The sequence below is a fragment of the Novosphingobium fuchskuhlense genome (genome assembly GCF_001519075.1).
Classification (GTDB): domain Bacteria; phylum Pseudomonadota; class Alphaproteobacteria; order Sphingomonadales; family Sphingomonadaceae; genus Novosphingobium; species Novosphingobium fuchskuhlense.
Map to the genome: position 1 here is coordinate 1,647,585 of NZ_KQ954244.1, position 20,406 is coordinate 1,667,990.

Here is a 20,406-nt window from a genome sequence, read left to right on the forward strand (position 1 = left end):
CATGATCCCGCACGCAAGCGCGACCGAGTGCGGCAGGAGGCCTCCGCCCGGCCAACCGGTCATCGCGCTGGTGATGATCCTCGCGGCGTGGATCGCCGTGCGGGCGACGATCATCGGTCTGGAGCCGCAGGGCCGGCCGGCGGCTGCAGTGCTGCCCCGGGTGGTGGCGCAGGTGCCGCCGCAGCGCACGGCTCCCGCGCATGGCGCGCACCCTGCCGTGCGCAAGGAGGCACCGGCAGGGCCGCACGACCACAGCGCCGGGATCGCAACGCTGGCGGTTCCCTATCTGCCGCGCCGCAGCGGGAGCGGCCAGGGACGGACAGGGCCCAGGGTTCTGCTGGCGGACTACCTCGCGCCCGTGGAGAGCCTGCTGGCCTTGCCTCCGGATCGCTGGGGCGGGCAGGCCGCGGCGGCGCATTCGCCCTGGGCTGCGTATTTGCAAGGCGCACCGCATCAGCCGGAAGAGGCTGGGCCCGCTGCTTTCGCGCCGCCGCGCCCGGCCTATCGTGCGGACCCGCCGCCGCGGGAAGCTGTCGCACCGCTTGCCAGCGAAAGCGCGCAGGCACAGGCCCGGCCCCGCCAGGCCGAACAGCCCCGCTGGAGCAATCAGACGCGCTGGTCCGCCGATGGCTGGCTGTTTCTGCGTGGCGGCGATCTTGCGCCCGCGTTGGCGAGCGGCGCGGCGTCCTATGGCGGCAGCCAGGCCGGCGCGGTGCTTCGCTATGCGCTGGCACCGAGCGGCGCGTGGCGCCCGCAAGCCTACCTCAGGGCCTCTGGCGCGGTCGGCGGCCGTGTCCGCGAGAACGAGGCCGCAGTGGGGTTGGCAGTGCGGCCGCTGCGGGCGCTGCCGCTGGCGCTGATGGGCGAGGCGCGGCTGCAGGATCAGGGCGGGCCCGCGCGTCCACGGCCGGTTGTCATGGCGGTGACCGAACTGCCACCGCTGCGCATGCCCTTTTCGGCGCAAGCAGAAGCCTATGGCCAGGCCGGTTGGGCCGGCGGTCGCGATGCGACCGCGTTCTATGATCTCGCGATCACCGTGCAGCGTCGTGTGATCGCGCCGCTACCGGGCCTGCAGCTGAACGCGGGGGGCGGCGCGTGGAGCGGGGGGCAGCGCGGTGCTGCGCGGCTCGACGTGGGGCCGAGGATCGAACTGCGCAGCCAACTGGGGCCGGCCGCGCGCCGGATCGGCGTTCGGGTGGGGGTCGACTGGCGCTTTCGCGTGGCGGGCCGGGCCGAGCCGGGTTCGGGCCCGGCGCTGACGGTGGCTGCGGGATTCTGATGGGCAAAAACCCGCGCGCGAGCGTTCCCAAGTGCGGCGGGAGCGGCTAGCCTCACGGGCAGGATGGATGTCTATCTCCCCATCGCGAATCTTTCGGTCAACGGCCTCGTCATCGTCCTGCTGGGAGGGCTGACGGGGCTGCTTTCTGGCATGTTCGGGGTCGGCGGCGGGTTTCTGACCACGCCGCTGCTCATCTTCTACGGCGTGCCGCCGACCGTGGCGGCGGCGTCGGCGGCCAGCCAGGTTACCGGTGCCAGCGTTTCGGGGGCCTTCGCCCACGCCCGGCGCGGCGGGATCGACTATCAGATGGGCGCAGTGCTGGTGGCGGGCGGCGTTATCGGGACCGGGCTCGGCGCACTGCTGTTCCGCCTGCTGCAGGCGCTTGGCCAGATCGATACGGTGATCAACATCCTCTATGTGCTGATGCTGGGCGGGATCGGCGGGTTGATGGCGCATGAAAGCCTCGGCGCGCTCAGGGCCGAACGCAGCGGCAAGCCGCAGCCGCCCCGCAAGCGCCGGCACCATCCGCTCGTCGCCAGCCTGCCGCTACGCTGGCGGTTCTATCGCTCCGGCCTCTACATCTCCCCGCTCGCGCCGCTGCTGCTGGGCGTGTTCACGGGCGTGCTGACGATGCTGATGGGCATCGGCGGCGGCTTCATCCTCGTGCCGGCGATGCTCTACATCCTCGGCATGGGGGCAGGCGTGGTGGTGGGCACGTCGCTGTTCCAGATCCTGTTCGTGACGATGGCGACGACGATGATGCACGCGCTGACCACGCGGGCGGTCGACATCGTGCTGGCGGTGCTGCTGCTGATAGGATCGGTGACAGGTGCGCAGGTGGGCGCGCAGTTCGCGCAGAAGGCCAAGCCCGAGCATCTCCGGCTGATCCTGGCGGTGATCGTGCTGGGGGTGGCGATCCGCATGGCGCTGGGGCTCGGCTACCGTCCGGACGAGATCTTCACGGTGATCGTGCAATGAGAGCCGGTCGCCTGATTGCCCTGCTGCTGGCGCTGTTCCTTTGCGCGGGCGCGCGCGATCCGATTCTCGTGCCGGAAATCTCGCAGCACGAGATCCAGGTGCGGCAGGGCTTCACGGGGGCCGACCTCCTCCTGTTCGGCGCGATCCTGACCCCGGAGGGTGCGCGCGCGGCGGGCGACTATGACATCGTCGTCCTGCTCGAGGGGCCGGTCCGCTCGATCGTGGTGCGCGAGAAGCGCAAGGTGGCAGGCATCTGGGTCAATGCCGACAGCACCGAATTCCGCTCGGCACCGAGCTTCTACGCGCTCGCCTCGTCGCGCCCGATCGCCAGCCTTGTGGATGCCAAGACGGCCGCGATCTACGAGATGGGCCTCAAGTGGCTTCAGCTATCGCCGGTGGGGGTGATCGATCCGGCTGGCCAGAAGCGCTTTTCCGAAGGGCTCGTCGATCTCATGCGGCGGCAGGGTCTCTATCAGGAGAACGAGAACGCGGTGAAGATCAGCGGGCAGGTGCTCTACCAGGCCCGCATCGCGCTGCCTTCGAGCGTGCAGACCGGGACCTACACCGCCGAAACATTTGCCGTGCGCGACGGGCGGGTGGTCGCCTCCGCCCTCTCGCGCGTGACGGTGCGCAAGGAAGGCTTCGAGCGGGTGGTGGCGGACAACGCCCAGCGCAATGGTTTCTTCTATGGCCTGTTTGCCGTGATTGTCTCGATCTCGATGGGCTGGATCGCGGGCCGGCTGTTTGCTCTGGTATGATCGGGAGCGAAGCGCGGTGCGCAAGCGGCCGGCGAACAATATCCCAGCCGCATGATTAGCCAGTTTTTAACCGTCGAAGGTTAGGTCCTACCTACGCGAAGCCGTTGCAGGCGGGGATCAGGTGTCAATGAGCGATATGAGCATCAATGGCCTCGAGAGTGCCGGCCGGGCGACGTCCGCCGACCTCGCGGCCGACGGTGCGCGACCGGCCGTGCCGACCGACACCCGCGCCGCGCCGCGCGGGGCACCGGCGGACAATTCGCGCCGCCCCATCGGCTATGTCCTCGATGTGTCCGGCTCGGGCAGCTCGATCGCGCTCGATCTCGGCCGGCTCGAGGAATGCATGGCCGATGCCGACCCGTCGATCTCGCTCGCGGGCCAGGTCGGCAGCCAGCTCAAGATCCGCGTCGGCAACGGGTGGCTGCTCGCCAGCGTGCGCACCCAGCGGCAGGACATGACCGCGGGCCACGACGGCGTGATCATCGCGCAGGTCGACTTCCTCGGCGAAGGCGACGAGGAGCGCCTGACCGGCAAGATCTATGGCTTCCGCCGCGGTGTGACGCGCTATCCGGTGCCGGGTTCGCCGATCTATCCCGCGACCAGCACCGATCTTCGCCAGATCTACGCCAGCGACGGGCGCACCAACGTGACCATCGGCACGGTGTTCCCGACCCGCGACATCCGCGCTGGGCTCTATGTCGACGCGCTGCTGGGCAAGCATTTCGCGCTGCTGGGTTCGACCGGTACCGGCAAATCGACCAGCGCAGCGCTTATTCTGCACCGCATCTGCGAGCTGGCGCCCGAGGGTCACATCGTGATGATCGACCCGCACGGCGAATATATGCAGGCCTTCCGCAACACCGGCCAGCTGCTCGACGTCTCGAACCTCAACATGCCCTACTGGCTGATGAACTTCGAGGAACACTGCGAGGTGTTTCTCACCTCGACCGGCACCGACCGCCAGATCGACGCGGACATTCTGGGCAAGTGCCTGCTCCAGGCCCGGCACAAGAACCGGCTGGCCGAACAGATCGGCAAGATCACCGTCGATTCGCCGATCCCCTATCTGCTTTCCGAGCTGCTCAACATCCTCAACAACGAGATGGGCAAGCTCGACAAGGGCCACACCTCGGTGCCCTATCAGCGCATCAAGACCAAGATCGAGGAACTGCGCAGCGATCCGCGCTACCAGTTCATGTTCTCCGGCATGCTGGTGGGCGATACGATGGCCGAATTCATCGGCCGCGTGTTCCGCCTGCCCTCGCACGGCAAGCCGATCTCGATCATCGACGTCTCGGGCGTGCCTTCCGAAATCACCTCGACCGTGGTCGCGGTGCTTTCGCGCCTCGTGTTCGACTATGCGATCTGGTCGCGCGACGAGGAAACGCGACCGATTCTGCTGGTCTGCGAGGAAGCGCACCGCTACGTGCCGGCCGAGCGCAATTCGGATGGCTCGTCGGTCGGCCGCATCCTCTCACGCATCGCCAAGGAAGGCCGCAAGTACGGCGTTTCGCTGGGCCTTATCACGCAGCGTCCCTCCGACCTTGCCGAAGGCGTGCTGAGCCAGTGCGGCACGATCATCGCGATGCGCCTCAACAACGAACGCGACCAGGCCTTCGTGAAGGCGGCGATGCCCGAAGGCGCGCGCGGCTTTCTTGATTCGATTCCCGCCCTGCGCAACCGCGAATGCATCATTTGCGGCGAAGGCGTCTCGATCCCGATCCGCGTTTCGTTCGATGAACTGGCGCAGGGCCTGCGCCCGGCCTCGGCCGACCCGTCGTTCTCCGAACTGTGGGGCCGGACCGGCGGCGAGGAAATGGCCGTGGAGCGCACCGTGCAGCGCTGGCGCGCGCAATCGCGGTAAGGGCGGGGCTGGCGAGTCCCGATCCGGCACAAGTTGACACAGTTGACACGGTCCTGGGCTGAAATGCGCAGGCCCCCAATCCAGGCTTCATTTTCGCCCGACGCGGCAGAGCCTTGCCGGTTTCACCCAGTCCGAAGAGCTGTTGAAACGCATACCGCAGCGCGGCGCTGTAGGACAGCACGGCTCGGCGCACAGCCCTTGCGTGCGAAGCAGCCGGGATGACACGGTTGCCATGGCAACCCGGCTCCGCTTCGATCAAAGAGCGGCCTTGATCAGTTCCCGCACACCAAACACGCCTGCCTCGGTCAAAGCGGGCATCGGTGTCCAGCGCGGATCCTGTGCGAGGAACGAGCTGCTGTCAGCCAGCAGGATGCCGACCATCGTTTCAGCCACGATGCGGCCGCCGACTTCGCCCAGCAGGCGGGCCGTCTGCTGCTTCACACCCTCCGTCGTCTCGATCGTGATCTGCTTCTCGATCGTTTCGGCGAGGACATAGGTCCAGAGCGGACAGTTGCCGACAAAGGCGCCTTTGAAGTCCGCATGATCGATGGGGACGAGCGTGTCGGCGGGATCCCCCGTGAACTTACCGATCAGGATATCGCTGTCGGCAAGCGGCTTGATGCCCATCGCCTTCGCAACGGCCTGCCCGCTCGGCAAACGCATGCGCCAACCCCGTTCAAGATTGCGCAGGGCGAGCGCGCTGGGATCGGCGGCAATGTCGGGAGGCAGGTTGCCAAGCGGGTTCACCAGGGACGTATCGATCTTGTAGGCGCGCTGTGTGCGCTTCTTGGTGTTCGGATTGTTCTGGTCCGCCGCGTCGCCCCAGCCCAGCGGCTCGAGATCGACGAACAGACGCCAATCGATGGCATGATTTTTTGGAAGGGCGCGGAAACCCCGCAAGGTACCGGGTTCCGCGCTGCCGGCAAAGATCGGGAAGGGGGCATCGAGATCGAGGTTGAGCTGATATTCGGGCCTCACCATCGAGTGGCCGAAGCGATAGGCGGCTGCTGCGAACTCGAGCGGCATGTAGGCCTCGTCGCGCGCTTTGTAGAAGCGCAGCCTCGGCGGATCGCGCACCACATCCGTACCCGCCTTGATGTGGGGGAGCACCTCGGCAAGAACATCGGCATCGATGAGCGTTGGCAGGAAATCGTTTAGAATGATCCATTGGTAATGGAAGCGGACCTCGCGCTGGGCGGCGGCGAAGTCACCGCCGAGCGTGTCGACCATCTTGTTGTGAAACTTCAGGAACAAGCCCTGAAGCTGTGACACGATGGTATTTTCGTCATTGCGTGGATCACCGATGATCGCGCGATGCTGGGCACCAGGCGTGTGCGGAACGCTTCGTGGCAGATCATGCGGATCGGTGTTGGTGCCAGTCGGGTTCAGAGGCTTGCCGAGTATGAAGTGCTTCCCATCTTCAAACAGATAGGGCTGATCGTCAGGCCCGCGCCCATAGACATTGTCGAGATCGAACCGGGGTGTGCGATAATCGACGAGAGCATCGGGATCGTTCTGCTTCTGAAGCGAACTCGCCGGGTCGAATGTCAGGTCGTGATCGATGAATTGGCCGAGATATGTATAGACTGCCGATATGCCGCTTTCTTCCGGATCGGGGCCGTTCTTGGAATCCTCATGAATCGCGAGCATTTTGGCGGCAAGCACCTTGAGTGCGGCTTCGCTTTGAATATCGTCCGTACCGAAATCGGCCGGTGGCAGGGCCCGGAACATCCGGCCGAACGGTCCGCCAAACAGAAGTGATCCGCGCGACAATTCAGCGCCGCGCACGCCGCCATGAAAACGACTTGACGAATTTACTGACATGATGGTTCTCCGCTTGTAAAATCGGCGCAACCCCACGTCGCTCAAGCACTATCTACGCCAGCCGAGTCGACACTATATTTTATCCTATGCTCCAGAGGGCGTCGAGTTTTCCCAGATGTATTTTTTGGCCAAATTGGAAATTATCGGAACTAATCTCTATTATATGACAACAATTATCCGAATGTGTTGCGACAAGGTAATTGGATTTGTCATACTTGGCATGATCTCTGCAAAAGATGGTGACCATGGCGTTTTTCCGGATCGGGAACACGCGTGGTGGCGCCTTCGCGGCGAGACCACAGGGCACAAGCCGGGTTCGAGGCTCCGCAGCGCGCCCTAGAGCGCCGGCGCCATCCGCCCGTCGCACTCTCCGTCGGCGTGGGTTTCCTCGCTGCATTCGTCCTGATCGACCACGCGGGCCTTCTGGCGCCAGCCGGGGCGGCGGTAGGCCATGGTTGCCATGAGGACGGCGGCGGCAGAGCCGACGGGGAAGGACAGCCAGATCGCATCGGGGCCAAGGGCGGGGTAGGCCGCTGCATAGAAGCCGAGGCGGACGGGGTACATCGCGATGCCGAGGACGATGATCGGGGCGAGGACGACCCCGCCCGCCCGCATCGTGCCGAAGAGCACGATGGTCATGCCGAAGAGGACGTAGCTCCAGCTCGCGAGGAACTGGATGTGGCGCGCCGCATCGACCGAGGGGCTGGTGGGGCCGAGGAACAGGCTGAGCACCGGGCGGTCGAACGCGAGGAGGAGGAGCGTGAGCGTGCCGGTGATGGTGATGTTGAGGATGAGGCCCGCGCGGGTAATCTTGCCGAGGCGGTCTGCCAGCCCCGCGCCGATGGTCTGCGCGGCCATGGCGCTGAGCGCGGCGGAAATCGCCATCGCGGGCATCTGGAGGTAGGTCCACACTTGCAGCGAGGCGCCATAGGCGGCGCTGATCATCGCGCCTTCCTGGTTGACGAGGCCGATCATGATAAGGCCCGAGGCGGAGATCATGAGCATCTGCGCGCCCATCGGCAGGCCCTTGACGAGGATGTAGCGCAGCTCTGCCGGGTGCGGGATGAGATAGGCAAGCTCGCGCCTGCGCAGCCGCAGCGGCAGATTGCGCGCGTAGACGTAGAGGACGAGGCCGATCATCGAGACATAGGCAGCGATGGCGGTGGCCACTGCGGACCCGGCGATGCCGAGCGGCGGGATCGGGCCCAGCCCCGCGATCAGCAGCGGATTGAGCGCGATATCGAGCACGACCGAGACGACCATGAACCGCAGCGAGGTCTGCGCGTCCCCGGCGCCGCGCAGGCCCATGCCGACGATGACGGTGATCGTGGAAGCCGGCATCGCGACGAAGATCAGGCGCAGGTAGGTGAGCGCGTAGCCGAAGATTTCGGGCGGGGTGCGCATCGCGTGCAGAAGATGCGGGGTCAGCACCCAGCCGAGCGGGGCGAGCACGAGGCTGAGCCCCACGCACAGGCCTATGGCGGTGCCGAAGGTGCGGCGCGCCGCATCGACCTGCCCCGCACCGAAGGCCTGCCCGACCTTGACCGTGGCGGCCATGCCGAAGCCGAACACGGCGGCGAAGACAAGGAACATCACGACGTTGGCATTGGCCGTGGCAGCGAGGGCGGAATCGCCCAGCAGCCGGCCTACCCATACCGAATTGACCGAGCCGTTGAGCGCCTGAAGAATGTTCGAGGCGAGCGTGGGCGCGGAAAAGATCAGCAGGGTGGAAAGGATCGGGCCTTTGGTGAGGTCGCGGTGGCCCTGGCCCTTGCTGCTGTGGGAGCCGCGCTGGGGGCCGCGCTCTGTCATGGGGTCAGTCCTGTTTTTTCAAGGCGGCGAGCGCGGCGAAGGGCCCGGTGAGGGCTTCGCCGTCGAGGCCATGTTCGGCGCGGAAAGCGTCGGCGTTCGGGCCTTCCGCGAAGGGATCGATGGCGAGCGCGAGGGTCTGGGCGAGGGCCTCGCCCAGATCGAAGGCGGTGCCTTCGTATTCGATCTCGTCAAGGTCGTCGGCGGTGAGCTCGAGTTCCTCGTCCGGCGTGATCGCACCGATGGGGGGCACGAAGCGCATGTGGACGGGCTCGTCGATATGCACCGGGAAGTCTTCGGCCGAGACGCGGCAGGCCTGGATCACATCGGCGACGAGGCGGCCGGTGGCGGTCACGCGTTCGCCTTCGCGCACCAGCTGGATGGTGGCCTGCATCGCGGGAATGGCGGTGATCCCGAAGCGGCCCGCAAGGCGGCGGCGCGCAGCCTCATCGGGCACGAGGACAAGCGGGATATCGGTGATCTGGCGCAGGTCGACCGGGTAGGCGTATTCGGGCGCGGGCACGCTCATCGCCCGATTTCTCCCGCCAGCACGCGGAAGCCCGGGACGAGCGCGAGGCCTGCAGCGAAGGCGCGGGCGCGCTGGGCCACCAACAGCGGATCGGCCCCGGATTGCAGCGTGACATTGCGGCGCACCGCCTCGGCCATCGCTGCTTCGCCTTCGGCAAGGCCGGTGCGGTAGGCGCCGAGGCGTCCGCCGAGCGTGCCCATGAGCTTGCCGATATGCTTGCCGACGACGACATCGCCGACGCCCTGTTCGCGCAGCTGGCCGTCCATGTCTTCGACGAATAGCTCGGTCAGGCGGGCGGAGGGGCCGATCAGCGCTTCCTCGTGCTCCATGCGCAGCATGACGAGGCTGAGCACCAGCGTGATCATGTCGAACCGGCCGGCCAGCGTATCCGCCACGCCGCACGTCCGGTACCATTCCGGCTCGCGTGCAATGGCGACCGTGCGGTGCCACAGCTCGCGCACGCTATCGCGATCATCGTGGCGGGCACCGAACAATCGGGCGAGGAACGACATGGGTGTGGTTGTCCTTCTTGGCAGGCCGGGCGGTTCAGGGCGGGGAAAGCGCCCGTGCGCCATTGCAGTAACGCGCCGTGCACCGTAAGGCACGTGGCGATAAGCGGCGATATAGGGTGCGCGGGCCAATTGGCAAACGCCCCGATCGGGCACGGCGCCGGCAAAGCGAAGACTTCGGAGTGACAGATGCGTGAGTATGGCCGGATCAAGGGTCTCCGGATGAAGCAACTGGGAGCGGCATCGGCGCTGACGCTGCTGGCGCTCATGGCCGGCGGCTGCGCCAGCATCAAGGATCACCGCGGCTATCTGATCGATCCGGCGCTGACGGGTTCGGTGCAGCCGGGCATCGACAACCGCACATCGGTGGAGCGCGCGCTGGGCCAGCCGACCTTCAAGAGCGAGTTCGGCAAACAGATCTGGTACTACGTCTCGATCGACACGCGCCAGCGCCCGTTCAAGCGCCCCGAGGCCAAAGCGCAGAACGTGCTGATGGTGAGCTTCGACCAAAAGGGCAATGTTGCCAGCGTGGAGCGGCGCGGCATGGAAAAGGTCGTCGCGCTGAATCCCGACAGCCACAAGACCCCGACGCTGGGCCGCACGCGCAGCTTCTTCGAGGACCTGTTCGGCAATATCGGTTCGGTCGGCGCGGTGCCGGGCGGGCAGGGCCCGGGCGGCGGACCGGCTGGTTCGGGTCCGAACGGGAGCTGAGGGTTCCGGCTGACGCTTGAACCCATCTTCGTGCGCCCCATATCGGGTGCATGAACGACAGACTTTCAGCCCACGGGCTCGTGCAGTGGCACGGCACCACGATCATCGGCGTCAAGAAAAACGGCCGCACCGTCATCGCCGGTGACGGGCAGGTTTCCATGGGCAACACCGTGATGAAACCCAATGCGCGCAAGGTGCGGCGCATTGGCGAGGGCAAGGTGATTGCCGGTTTTGCCGGCGCGACCGCCGATGCCTTTACCCTGTTCGAGCGGCTGGAGCGCAAGCTGGAGCAGCATCGGGGCCAGCTGATGCGCGCTGCGGTGGAGCTCGCCAAGGACTGGCGGACCGACAAGTATCTGCGCAATCTCGAAGCCCTGATGATCGTCGCGGACGCCGAGACGATGCTGATCCTGACGGGCAACGGCGATGTGCTGGAGCCGGAGGGCGGAATCGCCGCGATCGGTTCGGGCGGCAACTATGCGCTGGCGGCGGCGCGGGCGCTCGACCCATACGAGGACGATGCCGAAAAGATCGCCCGCCGCGCGATGCAGGTGGCGGCGGAAGTCTGCGTCTTCACCAATGACCGCGTGACGCTGGAAGAAATCTGAGCGCCGCTGACCCACCCCCGACCCCTCCCGCAAGCGGGAGTGGAGTGAGAGATTCCATGACCGATACCCTTACCCCCAAGGCCATTGTCGCCGCGCTGGACGCGCATATTGTCGGCCAGGCCGATGCCAAGCGTGCGGTGGCCGTGGCCCTGCGCAACCGCTGGCGGCGGCAGCGTCTGCCCGCCGAGCTGCGCGACGAGGTGAGCCCCAAGAACATCCTGATGATCGGGCCGACGGGCTGCGGCAAGACCGAGATCAGCCGGCGGCTGGCGAAGCTGGCGGATGCGCCGTTCGTGAAGGTCGAGGCGACCAAGTTCACCGAGGTCGGCTATGTCGGCCGCGATGTGGAGCAGATCGCGCGCGATCTGGTGGAAGAAGCGGTGCGGCTGGAAAAGGAGCGCCGCCGCGAGGCGGTGCGCGAGGCGGCAAGCAAGGCGGCGATGGACCGGCTGCTGAAGGCGCTGGTGGGCGACGGCGCGAGCGAGGCGACGCGCGAGAGCTTCCGCCAGCGGATCACCGAAGGTTCGATGAACGACGTCGAGGTCGAGATCGAGGTGGAGGACGCGCCCGCCAAGTCCATGGAGATTCCGGGGATGCAGGGCGGGATCGGCATGATCAACCTCTCCGAGATGATGGGCAAGGCCTTCGGTCAGAAGCCGCTGAAGCGGCGCAAGCTGCGCGTGGCCGATGCGTGGGACAAGCTGGTCGATGAAGAGGCCGAGAAGCGCATGGATCAGGACGATGTCGCGCGTGCGGCGCTGATCAGTGCCGAGACCAACGGCATCGTGTTCATCGACGAGATCGACAAGATCGCGGTGAGCGACGTGCGCGGCGGTTCGGTGAGCCGCGAGGGCGTGCAGCGCGATCTGCTGCCCTTGATCGAGGGTACCACGGTGGCCACGAAGTATGGCCCGATGAAGACCGACCACGTGCTGTTCATCGCCTCGGGCGCGTTCCATGTGGCCAAGCCCAGTGACATGCTGCCCGAATTGCAGGGGCGCCTGCCGATCCGGGTGGAGCTGGCGGCGCTTTCGGAGGATGACTTCGTGCACATCCTCAGCTCGACGCGGGCCAATCTGGTGGAGCAGTACCGTGCGCTGCTGGCGACCGAAGAAGTGACGGTGGACTTCACCGAGGATGCGATCCGCGCGGTGGCGAAGACGGCGGCGCAAGTGAACGAGACGGTCGAGAACATCGGCGCGCGGCGGCTGCAGACGGTGATGGAGAAGCTGCTGGAAGAGGTGAGCTTCGAGGCCGAGGACCGGCGCGGTACGACGGTGACCGTGGACGCGGCCTATGTCAGCGAGCGTCTGGCGGGGCTGGCGGGGAACGCGGATCTTTCGAAGTATATTCTCTAGGGCCCAACCCTAGCCCTCATCCTGCGCGAGCAGGCGGTTGAGGACCGGCGCGCCGATCAGGATGCCGAGGCCGGCGCCGGTGCAGATCGCGGCGTTGATCAGCCAGAACGGGGCGGGGCCGAGGCTTTCGTAGAGGCCGCCCATCCAGCCGCTGAGCACGCTGCCGGCGGCGGTGGCGAGCATGCAGATGCCGACGAGCGTGCCGCGCAAGGATTGCGGGGCGCGGGTGCCGTAGAGCCCCATGATGACGGGCGCGTAGTACATCGCGCCGAAATTCGAGGTGACGTGGAAGAGTAGCGGGAGCGCGATGGGCGCGCGTCCCTGTGCGTTGGCGAGCAGCGGTCCTGCGGCGAGCAGGCCCACGCTGAGGCCGAAGATAATGCTGCCGATGGCGAGCTTGGTGAGGACGTCGGGTTCGCGTCCGCGCCTCGCCTGCAGGGCCCAGATCCACAGTACGACCGGGATGAAAAGACCAGGCGCGAGGCCATCGAGCGACTGGAACCACGGAACAGGGACGCTAAAGCCGCCGACATCGAGGTTCACCGTATCGCGCAGCCAGATGTTGTAGACGTTCCAGATCTGCGCCTGCGCGGTCCAGTAGCAGACGACGAGCGGCCAGATCGCGAGGAGGCCGAGCACGCGGCGGCGCTCTGATGCGGTGAGGGGCGGGCGCTTGCCGGAGACGGCAGGCGCGCGCTGCTGTTCGGCCGGGAGCCAGCGTTGGCCGCCGAGATAGACCATGAGGCCGATCAGCATGCCGAAACCGGCGACGGCAAAGCCTGCGTGCCAGCCCCAGATCGCGGCAACGCTGCCGCTGAGGATGGGCGCGGCGGCGGCGCCGAAATTGATGCCGAGGTAGTAGTACTGGAAGGCGTTGACCTCGCGCGGGTCTCCATCGGCGTAGAGCGACTTGACCTGCGCCGAGAGATTGCCGCGCAGCAAGCCCGCACCGCACATGAGGAGCACGAGCGCGATGAGGAAGGTGCGATCGAAGGCGAGCGCGAAGTGGCCCGCGGTCATCATCGCCGCGCCGCCACCCACCGCGAGCTTGCGGCCCGCGACCCGGTCGCCGATCCAGCCGCCGAGCAGGGGCAGGCCGGTGACGCAGGCGTAGTAGTAGCCGAAGGTCTGGAGTGCGAGCGCCTGTGGGCCGAGCGGGCCCGAGGTGGCCTCGAGAAAGGCACGGAAAGCCGGGAAGCCGATGACGGTGGCGACGCGCGCAGGATCGAGCAGCAAGTCGCCGGTCATGTAGAGCACCAGCATCGCGACCATGCCGTGGAACGAGATGCGGTCCCACAGCTCGGTGCCGGCTAGAACCCACAGACCTTTGGGCTGGCCGAACAGTTCATCGCTGCGCTGTGGTAGTGCCTGATCCGTCATGATTTCCCCCGCTGCCCGCGCAGGGTGAACGAACCACCACGCTTTGCAAGGCTTCCCGGGGGGCAAGGCTTCCCGGGGGGCAAGGCTTCCCGGGGGGCAAGGCTTCCCGGGGGGGCAAGGTTTCCCGGTGGGCAAGGAATGGTGATGCAGGGCGGACGGCCTTGCTCTATATGTCAGTCATGTACACGACCCCTGAAGATCGCCCGATCTACCGACTCCTCACCGGCAAGGATGACCGCGCCTTTTGCGAGCGCGTCTCCGAGGCGCTGGAGCAGGGCTGGCGGCTTTATGGATCGCCCACGATCACCTGGGACGAAGAGGCCGGCTGCATGAAGGCCGCGCAGGCGGTGGTGTGGCACGAGGCCGACGTGGTGAAGTAAAGGACCGCTTCGGCTTTTGTCCGCGCGGCGATTGCGGAGCAGGTTCAGGTTTGCGGGGTGTAGACCGTGAGACTTGCCGGATCGAATTCGGGACGATCGCCTGCGGACAGGTAGAACACGCCGATCCCTGAGAAGAGGCGCCAGTAGCTGCCGGGCCACGCGGAGCGGCCGTAGGGGCCGCATGGCAGATCGAGCGCGGCGCTGCGGCGGGATTCGTCGGCGGCGAGATCGTAGACGAAAGCATCCCGCGGATAGCCGGCTGACGGCGGTGTGCGCAGCGCGCAGCGCCGGGCCTGCGGCTGCGGCAGGCCGGCGGAGGCGAGCGTGTAGACGGCGAGATGTTCCGCCGCCGGCCTCCCGATGGCGATGGCGAGCGCCTTGCGGCCGACGAGTTCGGTATTGCGGGCGGCTTCGGCATAGCGCAGCACGAGGGCGCCGCCCTGCTGCGGGGTCACGGCGAGGCGTGCGGCCTTCTCGCCGCAGCGCTGGGCGGCATAGAGCAGCCAGCGCCCGCCGGTCAGTTGCACTTCCTGCGCGGCCACATCGCAGCCCTCAAGCGGTGCCCACGGGCCGCGTGGCAGGCGGGCGAGGGCCTCGGCGCGGCACAGGCCCGAGCCGGGGAGGAGGCCTCCCGCATCGGCGCAGGGAACCGGTGCGGGAGGCGGTGGCGGCGGCGGGTCGGCCTGCGTGGCGGAAAGGAGCAGGGCGAGGGTGAGCATCGCCCCGCCGCCTTACTCCGCCGCTTCGCTGAGGTCGCCCTGTTCGGCGGCCTGGCGGTTCCACATTTCGGCGTAGAGGCCGTCGCGGCGCAGGAGTTCGAGGTGGCCGCCGCTTTCGACGAGGCGGCCCTGATCGAGCACGAAGATGCGGTCCGAATCGGCGATGGTCGAAAGGCGGTGCGCGATCGAGATCGTTGTGCGCTGCTCGGCAAGGCCGCGCATAGTCGAGAGGATGTCCTGCTCGGTGCGGGTGTCGAGCGCGCTGGTGGCCTCATCGAAGAGCACGATGGGCGGGTTCTTGACGAGGGTGCGCGCGATGGCGACGCGCTGCTTCTCGCCGCCCGAGAGCTTGAGGCCGCGTTCGCCGACTTCGGTTTCGAAGCCCTTGGGCAGGCGCTCGATCAGCGGCATGAGCGCGGCGGCGCGGGCGGCGGCCTCGACATCGGAGAGGTCCGCGCCGTCACGTCCGTAGGCGATGTTGTAGCCGATGGTATCGTTGAACAGCACCGAATCCTGCGGGACGATGCCGAGCGCGGCGCGCAAGGAGATCTGCGTGACGAGGCGGATGTCCTGCCCGTCGATCAGGATGCGCCCGCCTTGCGGATCATAGAAGCGGAACAGCAGCCGCGCGATGGTCGACTTGCCCGCGCCCGAGGGGCCGACGATGGCGACCTTGCTGCCGGCGGCGATTTCGAGCGTGAGGCCGTGGAGGATCGTGCGATCCGGATCATAGCCGAAGGTCACGTTGTCGAACACCACGGCGGGCTGGCGGATGACCAGCGCGGGCGCGCCGGGCGCGTCGGCCACTTCCTGCGGTTCGTCCATCAGCTTGAACATGGCGGCCATGTCGATCAGGCCCTGGCGGATGGTGCGGTAGACCATGCCGAGCATGTCGAGCGGGCGGAACAGCTGGGTGAGGTAGGTGTTGACGAAGACGACATCGCCGACGGTGAGGTGGCCCTTGGCCCAGCCCCACACGGTATAGGCCATCGCGCCCGCCATGAGCAGGTTGACGATCAGCGCCTGCGCGATGTTGAGCAGGCCGAGCGAGTTTTCGCTCTTCACCGCGGCATCGGCATAGGCGCGGGTGGCCTGCGCGTAGCGGGCTTCCTCGCGCGCTTCGGCGGCGAAGTACTTCACGGTTTCATAGTTGAGCAGCGAATCGACCGCGCGGGCCATTGCCTGCCCGTCGAGCCGGTTCATGCGTTCGCGCAGGGCGTTGCGCCATTCGGTGATGGTGCGCGTGGTCCAGGCATAGAGTACGACGGCGAGCGCGGTCGCGGCGACCAGCGGCCAGCCGAAGCTCACGTAGAAGATGATCGCGACGGCGACGAGCTCGATGACCGTGGGCGCGATGTTGAACAGCAGAAAATAGAGCATCACGTCGATGCTCTTGGTCCCGCGCTCGATCACCTTGGTGACTTCGCCGGTGCGGCGGGCGAGGTGGAAGCGCAGCGACAGCTTGTGGAGGCGGCTGAACACGTCCTCCGCCAGCGCGCGGGTGGCATCTTGTCCGACGCGTTCGAACACGATGTTGCGCAAGTTGTCGAAGGCGACACCGGAGAATCGGCCGAGCGCGTAGGCCAGCACGAAGGCGAGCGCGACGGCATAGGCGCCGCTGATGGAGCCGGGCGCGGTGCCCGGCAGGCTCATCGCATCGATGGCGCGCTTGTAGGCATAGGGCAGCGCCAGCGTGGTCGCCTTCGCCGCGAGGATGAGCACCGTGGCACCGATGATCCGCGCCCTGAGCGCCGGATTATCGCGCGGCCAGAGATAGGGCAGGAAGCGGCGGAGCGTGCCCCAGCCATCGTGGCGGGCATCGGGATCGTTGGAAGCTGTATCTGGCGGCATTGTTCCCAGATAAGGGCTTTGGCGCGTTTCGCCAGTGCTAACCGGACGCAGGCTAGAACCGGATCGGGATCTCGGCGTTGTCCGGCAGATCGAAGAGGATCCGCTTGGTCGCAAAATCGATAGCGACGCGGTGGAAGAGCTTCAACTGGTTCATGCCCATGAACATGGCGGGGCGCTTCACCATCTCGAGCTTGTCGAAGGCGGGGGTGTCGGCGAAGACGAGCATCGAATTGCTCATCGTCATCGTCCCGAGCTTCAGGGTCTTGGCCATGGCGATATCGGCCGTGATGGTCTGCCCGGTGACGGATTGGAGCTGCGTCGTCTCACCCTTGTGGCGCTTGGCGAGGGCCTTTTGCAGCGCGCGGTTGCCGATCGAGGTGTCGGAGCCGGTGTCGATCACGATATCGGTGCGCACGCCGTCGATCACGGCGTTGGTCATGATGAGCTGGCCGGAGCGGCGGCGGGCCTGGACGACGATTTCGAACCCGCGGCTGCCGCCGAGCTGCGCGGCATCGCCGATGGCCATGCGCTTCCTGTCGAAATCGAGGAGGACGCGCTGGTCCTGCAGGCTGTCGAGCCCGATGATCCCGTCCGCGCCGATGTTGCTGCCCTCAAGCAGCGGGGCGGTGAGGTCGTAGAAGCTGCGGCGGCCGAGGTTGATCTCGTCGATCTCGACCAGATCAACGCTCTGGGTGCCGGCGATGCCGATGAGCAGACCCTGGCCCGAGGTCGGCAGGCGCAGGCGCTGCGCGATATCACGGGCGAGCACGGTGCGTTCGGCGCCAGTATCGACGAGGAAATCGAAGGGCCCCGCCGAACCGCCTGCGTGGCCGATGCGCACCGGCACGGTCATCCGGTCATGCCGGTCGATATCCGCCTTGACGATGTCGACGCCGCCCGGCCCGGTCTCGGCCGGGGGCAGCGGTGCCGGTGCGGCGAGCGCCAGCGCGCCGGTGGATGCGAGTGCGAGCAGACCCATGGCGTCCTTCTCCTGGGAAGGGTCATACGCCTTTGTGCGGAGCCTGCCTATGGATATCAGGGTGTTGCCGGCTGGATCCGGCGCTGGCGCAGGCTGTCGACGATCTCGCCGAGGAGGCCGAGGATTTCCGCGAAAAGCGGGTGTCCGGCAAGGCGCAGGGCGGCGAACCAGAGCAGCGCGCCCATTCCGGCGCTTCCCAGCATCTGCAGCGCGCCTGCCTCGGCAGGGGGCGCGAGGAGCCGGTAGCCGATCAGGGCCGGGGCCACAGCGGCGGCGGTGACGATGAGGCTGCGCAGATAGATCGTCGCCAGATCGCGCCAGCGGAAGCCGAGCATATCCTGCATGAACGGCGCGTAGATCACCATGAACACGAGACCATGGCCAAAGCGCGAGATGGCGACCCAGATGAGGCCGAAGGGCGCTGCGAGCGCCAGCAGCAGGACCGAGGCCGCGGTCTCGATCACGTTGCGGCGGATGAGGCTGCGCATCCGGTCCAGCAGCAGCGGCAGATCGCCGTTGAGCGGCAGCGCCACATAGCACAGCTGCGATAGCGCGACCCACACGAGCAGCGGTGCCGCGGCGATCCAGCGCGTGCCGTAGAGCAGGTGGATGATCGGCTCGGCAAGGACCGCGATGCCGGCCATCGCCGGCCAGGTCACCCCGGTATAGGCCGCCACCACGCGCAGATAAGGCGGCCCGAGTGGCTCGCCGGCGTCGCGCACGCGGCGGAAGGCGGGGTAGAACACGCCGGTTACCGCACCCGCGACCAGCAGGCGCAGCTGGAGCGCGAGGCCCGAGGCACGGGCGAACAGGCCGACCGCGATGGTATCGATCAGGCGGCCGATAACGAGTTCGGGCGCGCGGCTGGTGACGGAGTTGCAGACCGCCTGTGCACTGTTGGTGCCGCCGAGCTTGAACAGCGGTGCCGCGCCCGCGATGCGCAGCGGCCAGGGCAGCATCAGCCCGGCGCGCCACTGGCTGACGAGCAGCCGAGCGCCTTGCTGGGCAAAAGCGCCCCAGGCGAGCGCCAGCGCGCCATAGCCGAGCACGCCGAGGGTGATCGCGGTCGCCGCGTTGGCGAGCGCCGAGCCGACCTCGATCATCGTGTTGGACTTGTAGTCCATGCGCCGCTGGCAGGTCGCCTGCGGCACGATCGCCAAGGGAACGAGGAGATAGGAGCAGGCGATCACCAGCGCGACGGGCCGCATCGCGGGATCGCGATAGAACGCGGCGATGGCGCCGGAGGCGAGGATCGCCAGAAGCGCGATGCTCCAGGCAAAGACGACCGAGATGGTGAAGGCGGTGTGCAGCTTGGCCGCCGTCAGTTCGCGCTCGCCGTTGATATAGCGGGTGACGCCGAAGTCCTGCAGGAACGCGACGAGCGTGACCGCGGCGAAGGCGATCGAGAACAGGCCAAGCTCGGCCGGCGAGATGAACCAGCGTGCGAGCACGATGCTCGTGGCGAACTGGAGCGCGAAGGACGTGTATTGCGAAACGAGGGCCCAGGCGGCGGCGGTGCGAACCGACATGACCGGGGGCTGTTCGGCAAGTTCCCTGACAAGGCGCTGTGTGCGGGTCATCGTCAGCCCTCGGTCTCGAGGAAGCTGGGATAGAGCGCGGAGCCGGCGGCGCCGCGGCTGTGCGCGCGGCGGCGCCAGCGCAGCATCGGCCGGGCGAGCGCGGGGAAGAGCTGCCAGAGCGTGAACGACAGCCGCCAGGTCAGGCCCGCGACCTGGCCGCGGGCCCGGCGCAGTTCGGCAAGGCCGCGGCGCGTATCACCATCGACGATGCAGTCGATCGCATGTTCGAAAGCGAGCGCGTCGCGGCTTTCGACGAGCAGGCGGTCCAGCAGCGGCACCTCCGGTGCGTCTGCGGGAAGCGCGGCGCGGGCCTTTTCGTAAGTGCGGATGTTGCCGAGCAGCATGCGGCCGGCGTTGGCCGAGGCGCTGCCGGGCCGGACGCGGTACTCACCCAGCACGGCATCGACGTAGCGGGCTTTGCCGCCCAGCATCATCAGCCGGACCCAGAGATCGAAATCTTCCGATTGCGCCATGCGGGTATCGAAGCCGCCGATGGCTGCAAAGTCCGCCCGGCGGAAGGTGGTGCCAATATAAACGTTGAAGGAGCGGTCGAGCACATCGGCCAGCGTGCCGATTTCGGCCTGGGTACGCTCCACGCAAGTGCGCAGGCGCGCGACTGCACCGAAGATGAGCGCATTGCAGGTGACGAGGCGGACATCGGGATCCGCCTCGAGGATCGGCACGACCGTCGCTAGGTAGTCGGGACGGAAGAGGTCGTCACCGTCGAGCAGCGCGACCAGCGGCGCAGTGGCTGCCGCGATGGCTGTGTTGCGTGCGGTGGAGACGCCGTGATTGGCTGTCGCGAGAAAGCGGATGCGCGGATCGGCCAGAAAGGGGGCAACGGCACCCGCCACGTCATCGGGTGCGCCGTCATCGATCACGATGCATTCCCAGGCCGCGAGTGTCTGATGCTGGAGCGATGTCAGCGCCTCGGCAAGCAGATGGGCGACACCGTAAGCAGGGACGATGACGCTGACGCACGGGCCGGCATGCGCGCGGGCATCACCGGCGCCTGGCGATCCTTCCGCAGGGGCAGGCGGGCGCACGTGGGGTGAATCGGTGGTCATCTCCGATCCGGACTAGCCTCAAGGCGCTTAAGGCTTTGCTTACGATAGCGAGTCGGAGATGATTTCGTTCGATTCCGGGCGATGGTTCTGCCCGGCAGCGATTTGGGACGCTGGCGCACTATCCGCAAAGCCCCTTGTTTCCGGAGGGTTTGCGACTTGTTTCAGAAAAAATGCAAAATCCCGTTGACGGGCCACAACCCCCTCCATATATGCCGCTCCACCA

19 protein-coding genes are annotated in these 20,406 nt (G+C 67.0%); 8 read left to right on the forward strand and 11 right to left on the reverse strand.

Annotation, left to right across the window (positions count from 1 at the left end):
• Nucleotide 1: 1 nt before the first annotated feature.
• From AQZ52_RS07760 to AQZ52_RS07775, 4 genes are all read left to right on the forward strand, one after another.
• Nucleotides 2–1,279, forward strand: a complete 1,278-nt coding sequence (locus tag AQZ52_RS07760; RefSeq protein WP_067908115.1) for a hypothetical protein — start codon at nt 2–4, stop codon at nt 1,277–1,279.
• Between the two features lie 63 nt (nt 1,280–1,342).
• Nucleotides 1,343–2,257: a sulfite exporter TauE/SafE family protein gene (locus AQZ52_RS07765; protein WP_067908119.1), complete on the forward strand. Its 915-nt coding sequence runs from the start codon at nt 1,343–1,345 to the stop codon at nt 2,255–2,257.
• A complete protein-coding gene (locus AQZ52_RS07770; RefSeq protein ID WP_067908122.1) occupies nt 2,254–3,015 on the forward strand; it encodes a TIGR02186 family protein in 762 nt (253 codons plus the stop codon). Before AQZ52_RS07765 ends, AQZ52_RS07770 begins: the two co-directional genes overlap by 4 nt.
• Before the next feature lie 127 nt (nt 3,016–3,142).
• Nucleotides 3,143–4,879: an ATP-binding protein gene (locus tag AQZ52_RS07775; protein ID WP_067908125.1), complete on the forward strand. Its 1,737-nt coding sequence runs from the start codon at nt 3,143–3,145 to the stop codon at nt 4,877–4,879.
• A gap of 255 nt (nt 4,880–5,134) precedes the next feature.
• On the opposite strand, the gene AQZ52_RS07780 is transcribed toward AQZ52_RS07775, so the two are convergent.
• The 4 genes from AQZ52_RS07780 to AQZ52_RS07795 form a co-directional block, all read right to left on the reverse strand.
• Entirely contained in the window at nt 5,135–6,703 is a 1,569-nt protein-coding gene (locus AQZ52_RS07780) for a peroxidase family protein (RefSeq protein ID WP_067908127.1), read from the reverse strand.
• A gap of 336 nt (nt 6,704–7,039) precedes the next feature.
• Complete coding sequence (locus AQZ52_RS07785) at nt 7,040–8,515, reverse strand: MATE family efflux transporter (RefSeq protein ID WP_067908130.1); 1,476 nt, start codon at nt 8,513–8,515, stop codon at nt 7,040–7,042.
• Nucleotides 8,516–8,519: 4 nt separating this feature from the next.
• The gene (locus AQZ52_RS07790) at nt 8,520–9,041 is read right to left on the reverse strand and encodes a YceD family protein (protein ID WP_067908133.1); all 522 of its coding nucleotides are present in this window, start codon (nt 9,039–9,041) and stop codon (nt 8,520–8,522) included.
• A complete protein-coding gene (locus tag AQZ52_RS07795; protein WP_067908136.1) occupies nt 9,038–9,553 on the reverse strand; it encodes a ubiquinol-cytochrome C chaperone family protein in 516 nt (171 codons plus the stop codon). The genes AQZ52_RS07790 and AQZ52_RS07795 overlap by 4 nt, the downstream gene beginning before the upstream one ends.
• Nucleotides 9,554–9,772: 219 nt before the next feature.
• Between AQZ52_RS07795 and AQZ52_RS07800 the strand changes: the two genes are divergently transcribed.
• Genes AQZ52_RS07800 through hslU form a run of 3 tightly spaced genes read left to right on the forward strand, consistent with a single transcriptional unit; the run spans nt 9,773 to nt 12,227 of the window.
• Entirely contained in the window at nt 9,773–10,261 is a 489-nt protein-coding gene (locus tag AQZ52_RS07800) for an outer membrane protein assembly factor BamE (RefSeq protein ID WP_082697728.1), read from the forward strand.
• 50 nt (nt 10,262–10,311) lie between these two features.
• Nucleotides 10,312–10,869, forward strand: coding sequence for an ATP-dependent protease subunit HslV (gene hslV / locus AQZ52_RS07805; protein ID WP_067908142.1), 558 nt, complete (start codon nt 10,312–10,314; stop codon nt 10,867–10,869).
• A 56-nt stretch (nt 10,870–10,925) separates the two neighbouring features.
• Entirely contained in the window at nt 10,926–12,227 is a 1,302-nt protein-coding gene (gene hslU / locus AQZ52_RS07810; protein WP_067908145.1) for an ATP-dependent protease ATPase subunit HslU, read from the forward strand.
• Nucleotides 12,228–12,236: 9 nt separating this feature from the next.
• Here the strand turns inward: hslU and AQZ52_RS07815 are convergent, their stop codons facing one another.
• Complete coding sequence (locus AQZ52_RS07815; RefSeq protein ID WP_067908149.1) at nt 12,237–13,607, reverse strand: peptide MFS transporter; 1,371 nt, start codon at nt 13,605–13,607, stop codon at nt 12,237–12,239.
• A gap of 179 nt (nt 13,608–13,786) precedes the next feature.
• Between AQZ52_RS07815 and AQZ52_RS07820 the strand changes: the two genes are divergently transcribed.
• Nucleotides 13,787–13,987 (forward strand): DUF1737 domain-containing protein, encoded by a 201-nt coding sequence (locus AQZ52_RS07820; RefSeq protein WP_067909672.1) that lies wholly within the window; start codon nt 13,787–13,789, stop codon nt 13,985–13,987.
• A 44-nt stretch (nt 13,988–14,031) separates the two neighbouring features.
• Here AQZ52_RS07820 and AQZ52_RS07825 read toward each other — a convergent pair whose 3' ends face one another.
• The 6 genes from AQZ52_RS07825 to AQZ52_RS18860 all read right to left on the reverse strand — a co-directional run.
• On the reverse strand, nt 14,032–14,706 hold the full coding sequence (locus AQZ52_RS07825; protein ID WP_067908151.1) for a hypothetical protein: 675 nt from the start codon (nt 14,704–14,706) through the stop codon (nt 14,032–14,034).
• Nucleotides 14,707–14,718: 12 nt separating this feature from the next.
• Nucleotides 14,719–16,557, reverse strand: a complete 1,839-nt coding sequence (locus AQZ52_RS07830; protein ID WP_067909675.1) for an ABCB family ABC transporter ATP-binding protein/permease — start codon at nt 16,555–16,557, stop codon at nt 14,719–14,721.
• Between the two features lie 52 nt (nt 16,558–16,609).
• A complete protein-coding gene (locus AQZ52_RS07835) occupies nt 16,610–17,536 on the reverse strand; it encodes an aspartyl protease family protein (RefSeq protein WP_156424810.1) in 927 nt (308 codons plus the stop codon).
• A gap of 56 nt (nt 17,537–17,592) precedes the next feature.
• Complete coding sequence (locus AQZ52_RS07840; RefSeq protein WP_067908155.1) at nt 17,593–19,116, reverse strand: oligosaccharide flippase family protein; 1,524 nt, start codon at nt 19,114–19,116, stop codon at nt 17,593–17,595.
• Between the two features lie 2 nt (nt 19,117–19,118).
• A complete protein-coding gene (locus tag AQZ52_RS07845; protein ID WP_067908157.1) occupies nt 19,119–20,183 on the reverse strand; it encodes a glycosyltransferase family 2 protein in 1,065 nt (354 codons plus the stop codon).
• 39 nt (nt 20,184–20,222) lie between these two features.
• A partial coding sequence (locus AQZ52_RS18860) for a hypothetical protein (protein ID WP_205626422.1) occupies nt 20,223–20,406 on the reverse strand: 184 nt, incomplete at its 5' end.

Excerpts from the sequence above, each read along its gene's own strand:
- AQZ52_RS07760 (WP_067908115.1), top strand. The coding sequence starts at position 2 with ATGATCCCGCACGCAAGCGCGACCGAGTGCGGCAGGAGGCCTCCGCCC.
- AQZ52_RS07765 (WP_067908119.1), top strand. The coding sequence starts at position 1,343 with ATGGATGTCTATCTCCCCATCGCGAATCTTTCGGTCAACGGCCTCGTC.
- AQZ52_RS07770 (WP_067908122.1), top strand. The coding sequence starts at position 2,254 with ATGAGAGCCGGTCGCCTGATTGCCCTGCTGCTGGCGCTGTTCCTTTGC.
- AQZ52_RS07775 (WP_067908125.1), top strand. The coding sequence starts at position 3,143 with ATGAGCGATATGAGCATCAATGGCCTCGAGAGTGCCGGCCGGGCGACG.
- AQZ52_RS07780 (WP_067908127.1), bottom strand. The coding sequence starts at position 6,703 with ATGTCAGTAAATTCGTCAAGTCGTTTTCATGGCGGCGTGCGCGGCGCT.
- AQZ52_RS07785 (WP_067908130.1), bottom strand. The coding sequence starts at position 8,515 with ATGACAGAGCGCGGCCCCCAGCGCGGCTCCCACAGCAGCAAGGGCCAG.
- AQZ52_RS07790 (WP_067908133.1), bottom strand. The coding sequence starts at position 9,041 with ATGAGCGTGCCCGCGCCCGAATACGCCTACCCGGTCGACCTGCGCCAG.
- AQZ52_RS07795 (WP_067908136.1), bottom strand. The coding sequence starts at position 9,553 with ATGTCGTTCCTCGCCCGATTGTTCGGTGCCCGCCACGATGATCGCGAT.
- AQZ52_RS07800 (WP_082697728.1), top strand. The coding sequence starts at position 9,773 with ATGAAGCAACTGGGAGCGGCATCGGCGCTGACGCTGCTGGCGCTCATG.
- hslV (WP_067908142.1), top strand. The coding sequence starts at position 10,312 with ATGAACGACAGACTTTCAGCCCACGGGCTCGTGCAGTGGCACGGCACC.
- hslU (WP_067908145.1), top strand. The coding sequence starts at position 10,926 with ATGACCGATACCCTTACCCCCAAGGCCATTGTCGCCGCGCTGGACGCG.
- AQZ52_RS07815 (WP_067908149.1), bottom strand. The coding sequence starts at position 13,607 with ATGACGGATCAGGCACTACCACAGCGCAGCGATGAACTGTTCGGCCAG.
- AQZ52_RS07820 (WP_067909672.1), top strand. The coding sequence starts at position 13,787 with ATGTACACGACCCCTGAAGATCGCCCGATCTACCGACTCCTCACCGGC.
- AQZ52_RS07825 (WP_067908151.1), bottom strand. The coding sequence starts at position 14,706 with ATGCTCACCCTCGCCCTGCTCCTTTCCGCCACGCAGGCCGACCCGCCG.
- AQZ52_RS07830 (WP_067909675.1), bottom strand. The coding sequence starts at position 16,557 with ATGCCGCCAGATACAGCTTCCAACGATCCCGATGCCCGCCACGATGGC.
- AQZ52_RS07835 (WP_156424810.1), bottom strand. The coding sequence starts at position 17,536 with ATGGGTCTGCTCGCACTCGCATCCACCGGCGCGCTGGCGCTCGCCGCA.
- AQZ52_RS07840 (WP_067908155.1), bottom strand. The coding sequence starts at position 19,116 with ATGACCCGCACACAGCGCCTTGTCAGGGAACTTGCCGAACAGCCCCCG.
- AQZ52_RS07845 (WP_067908157.1), bottom strand. The coding sequence starts at position 20,183 with ATGACCACCGATTCACCCCACGTGCGCCCGCCTGCCCCTGCGGAAGGA.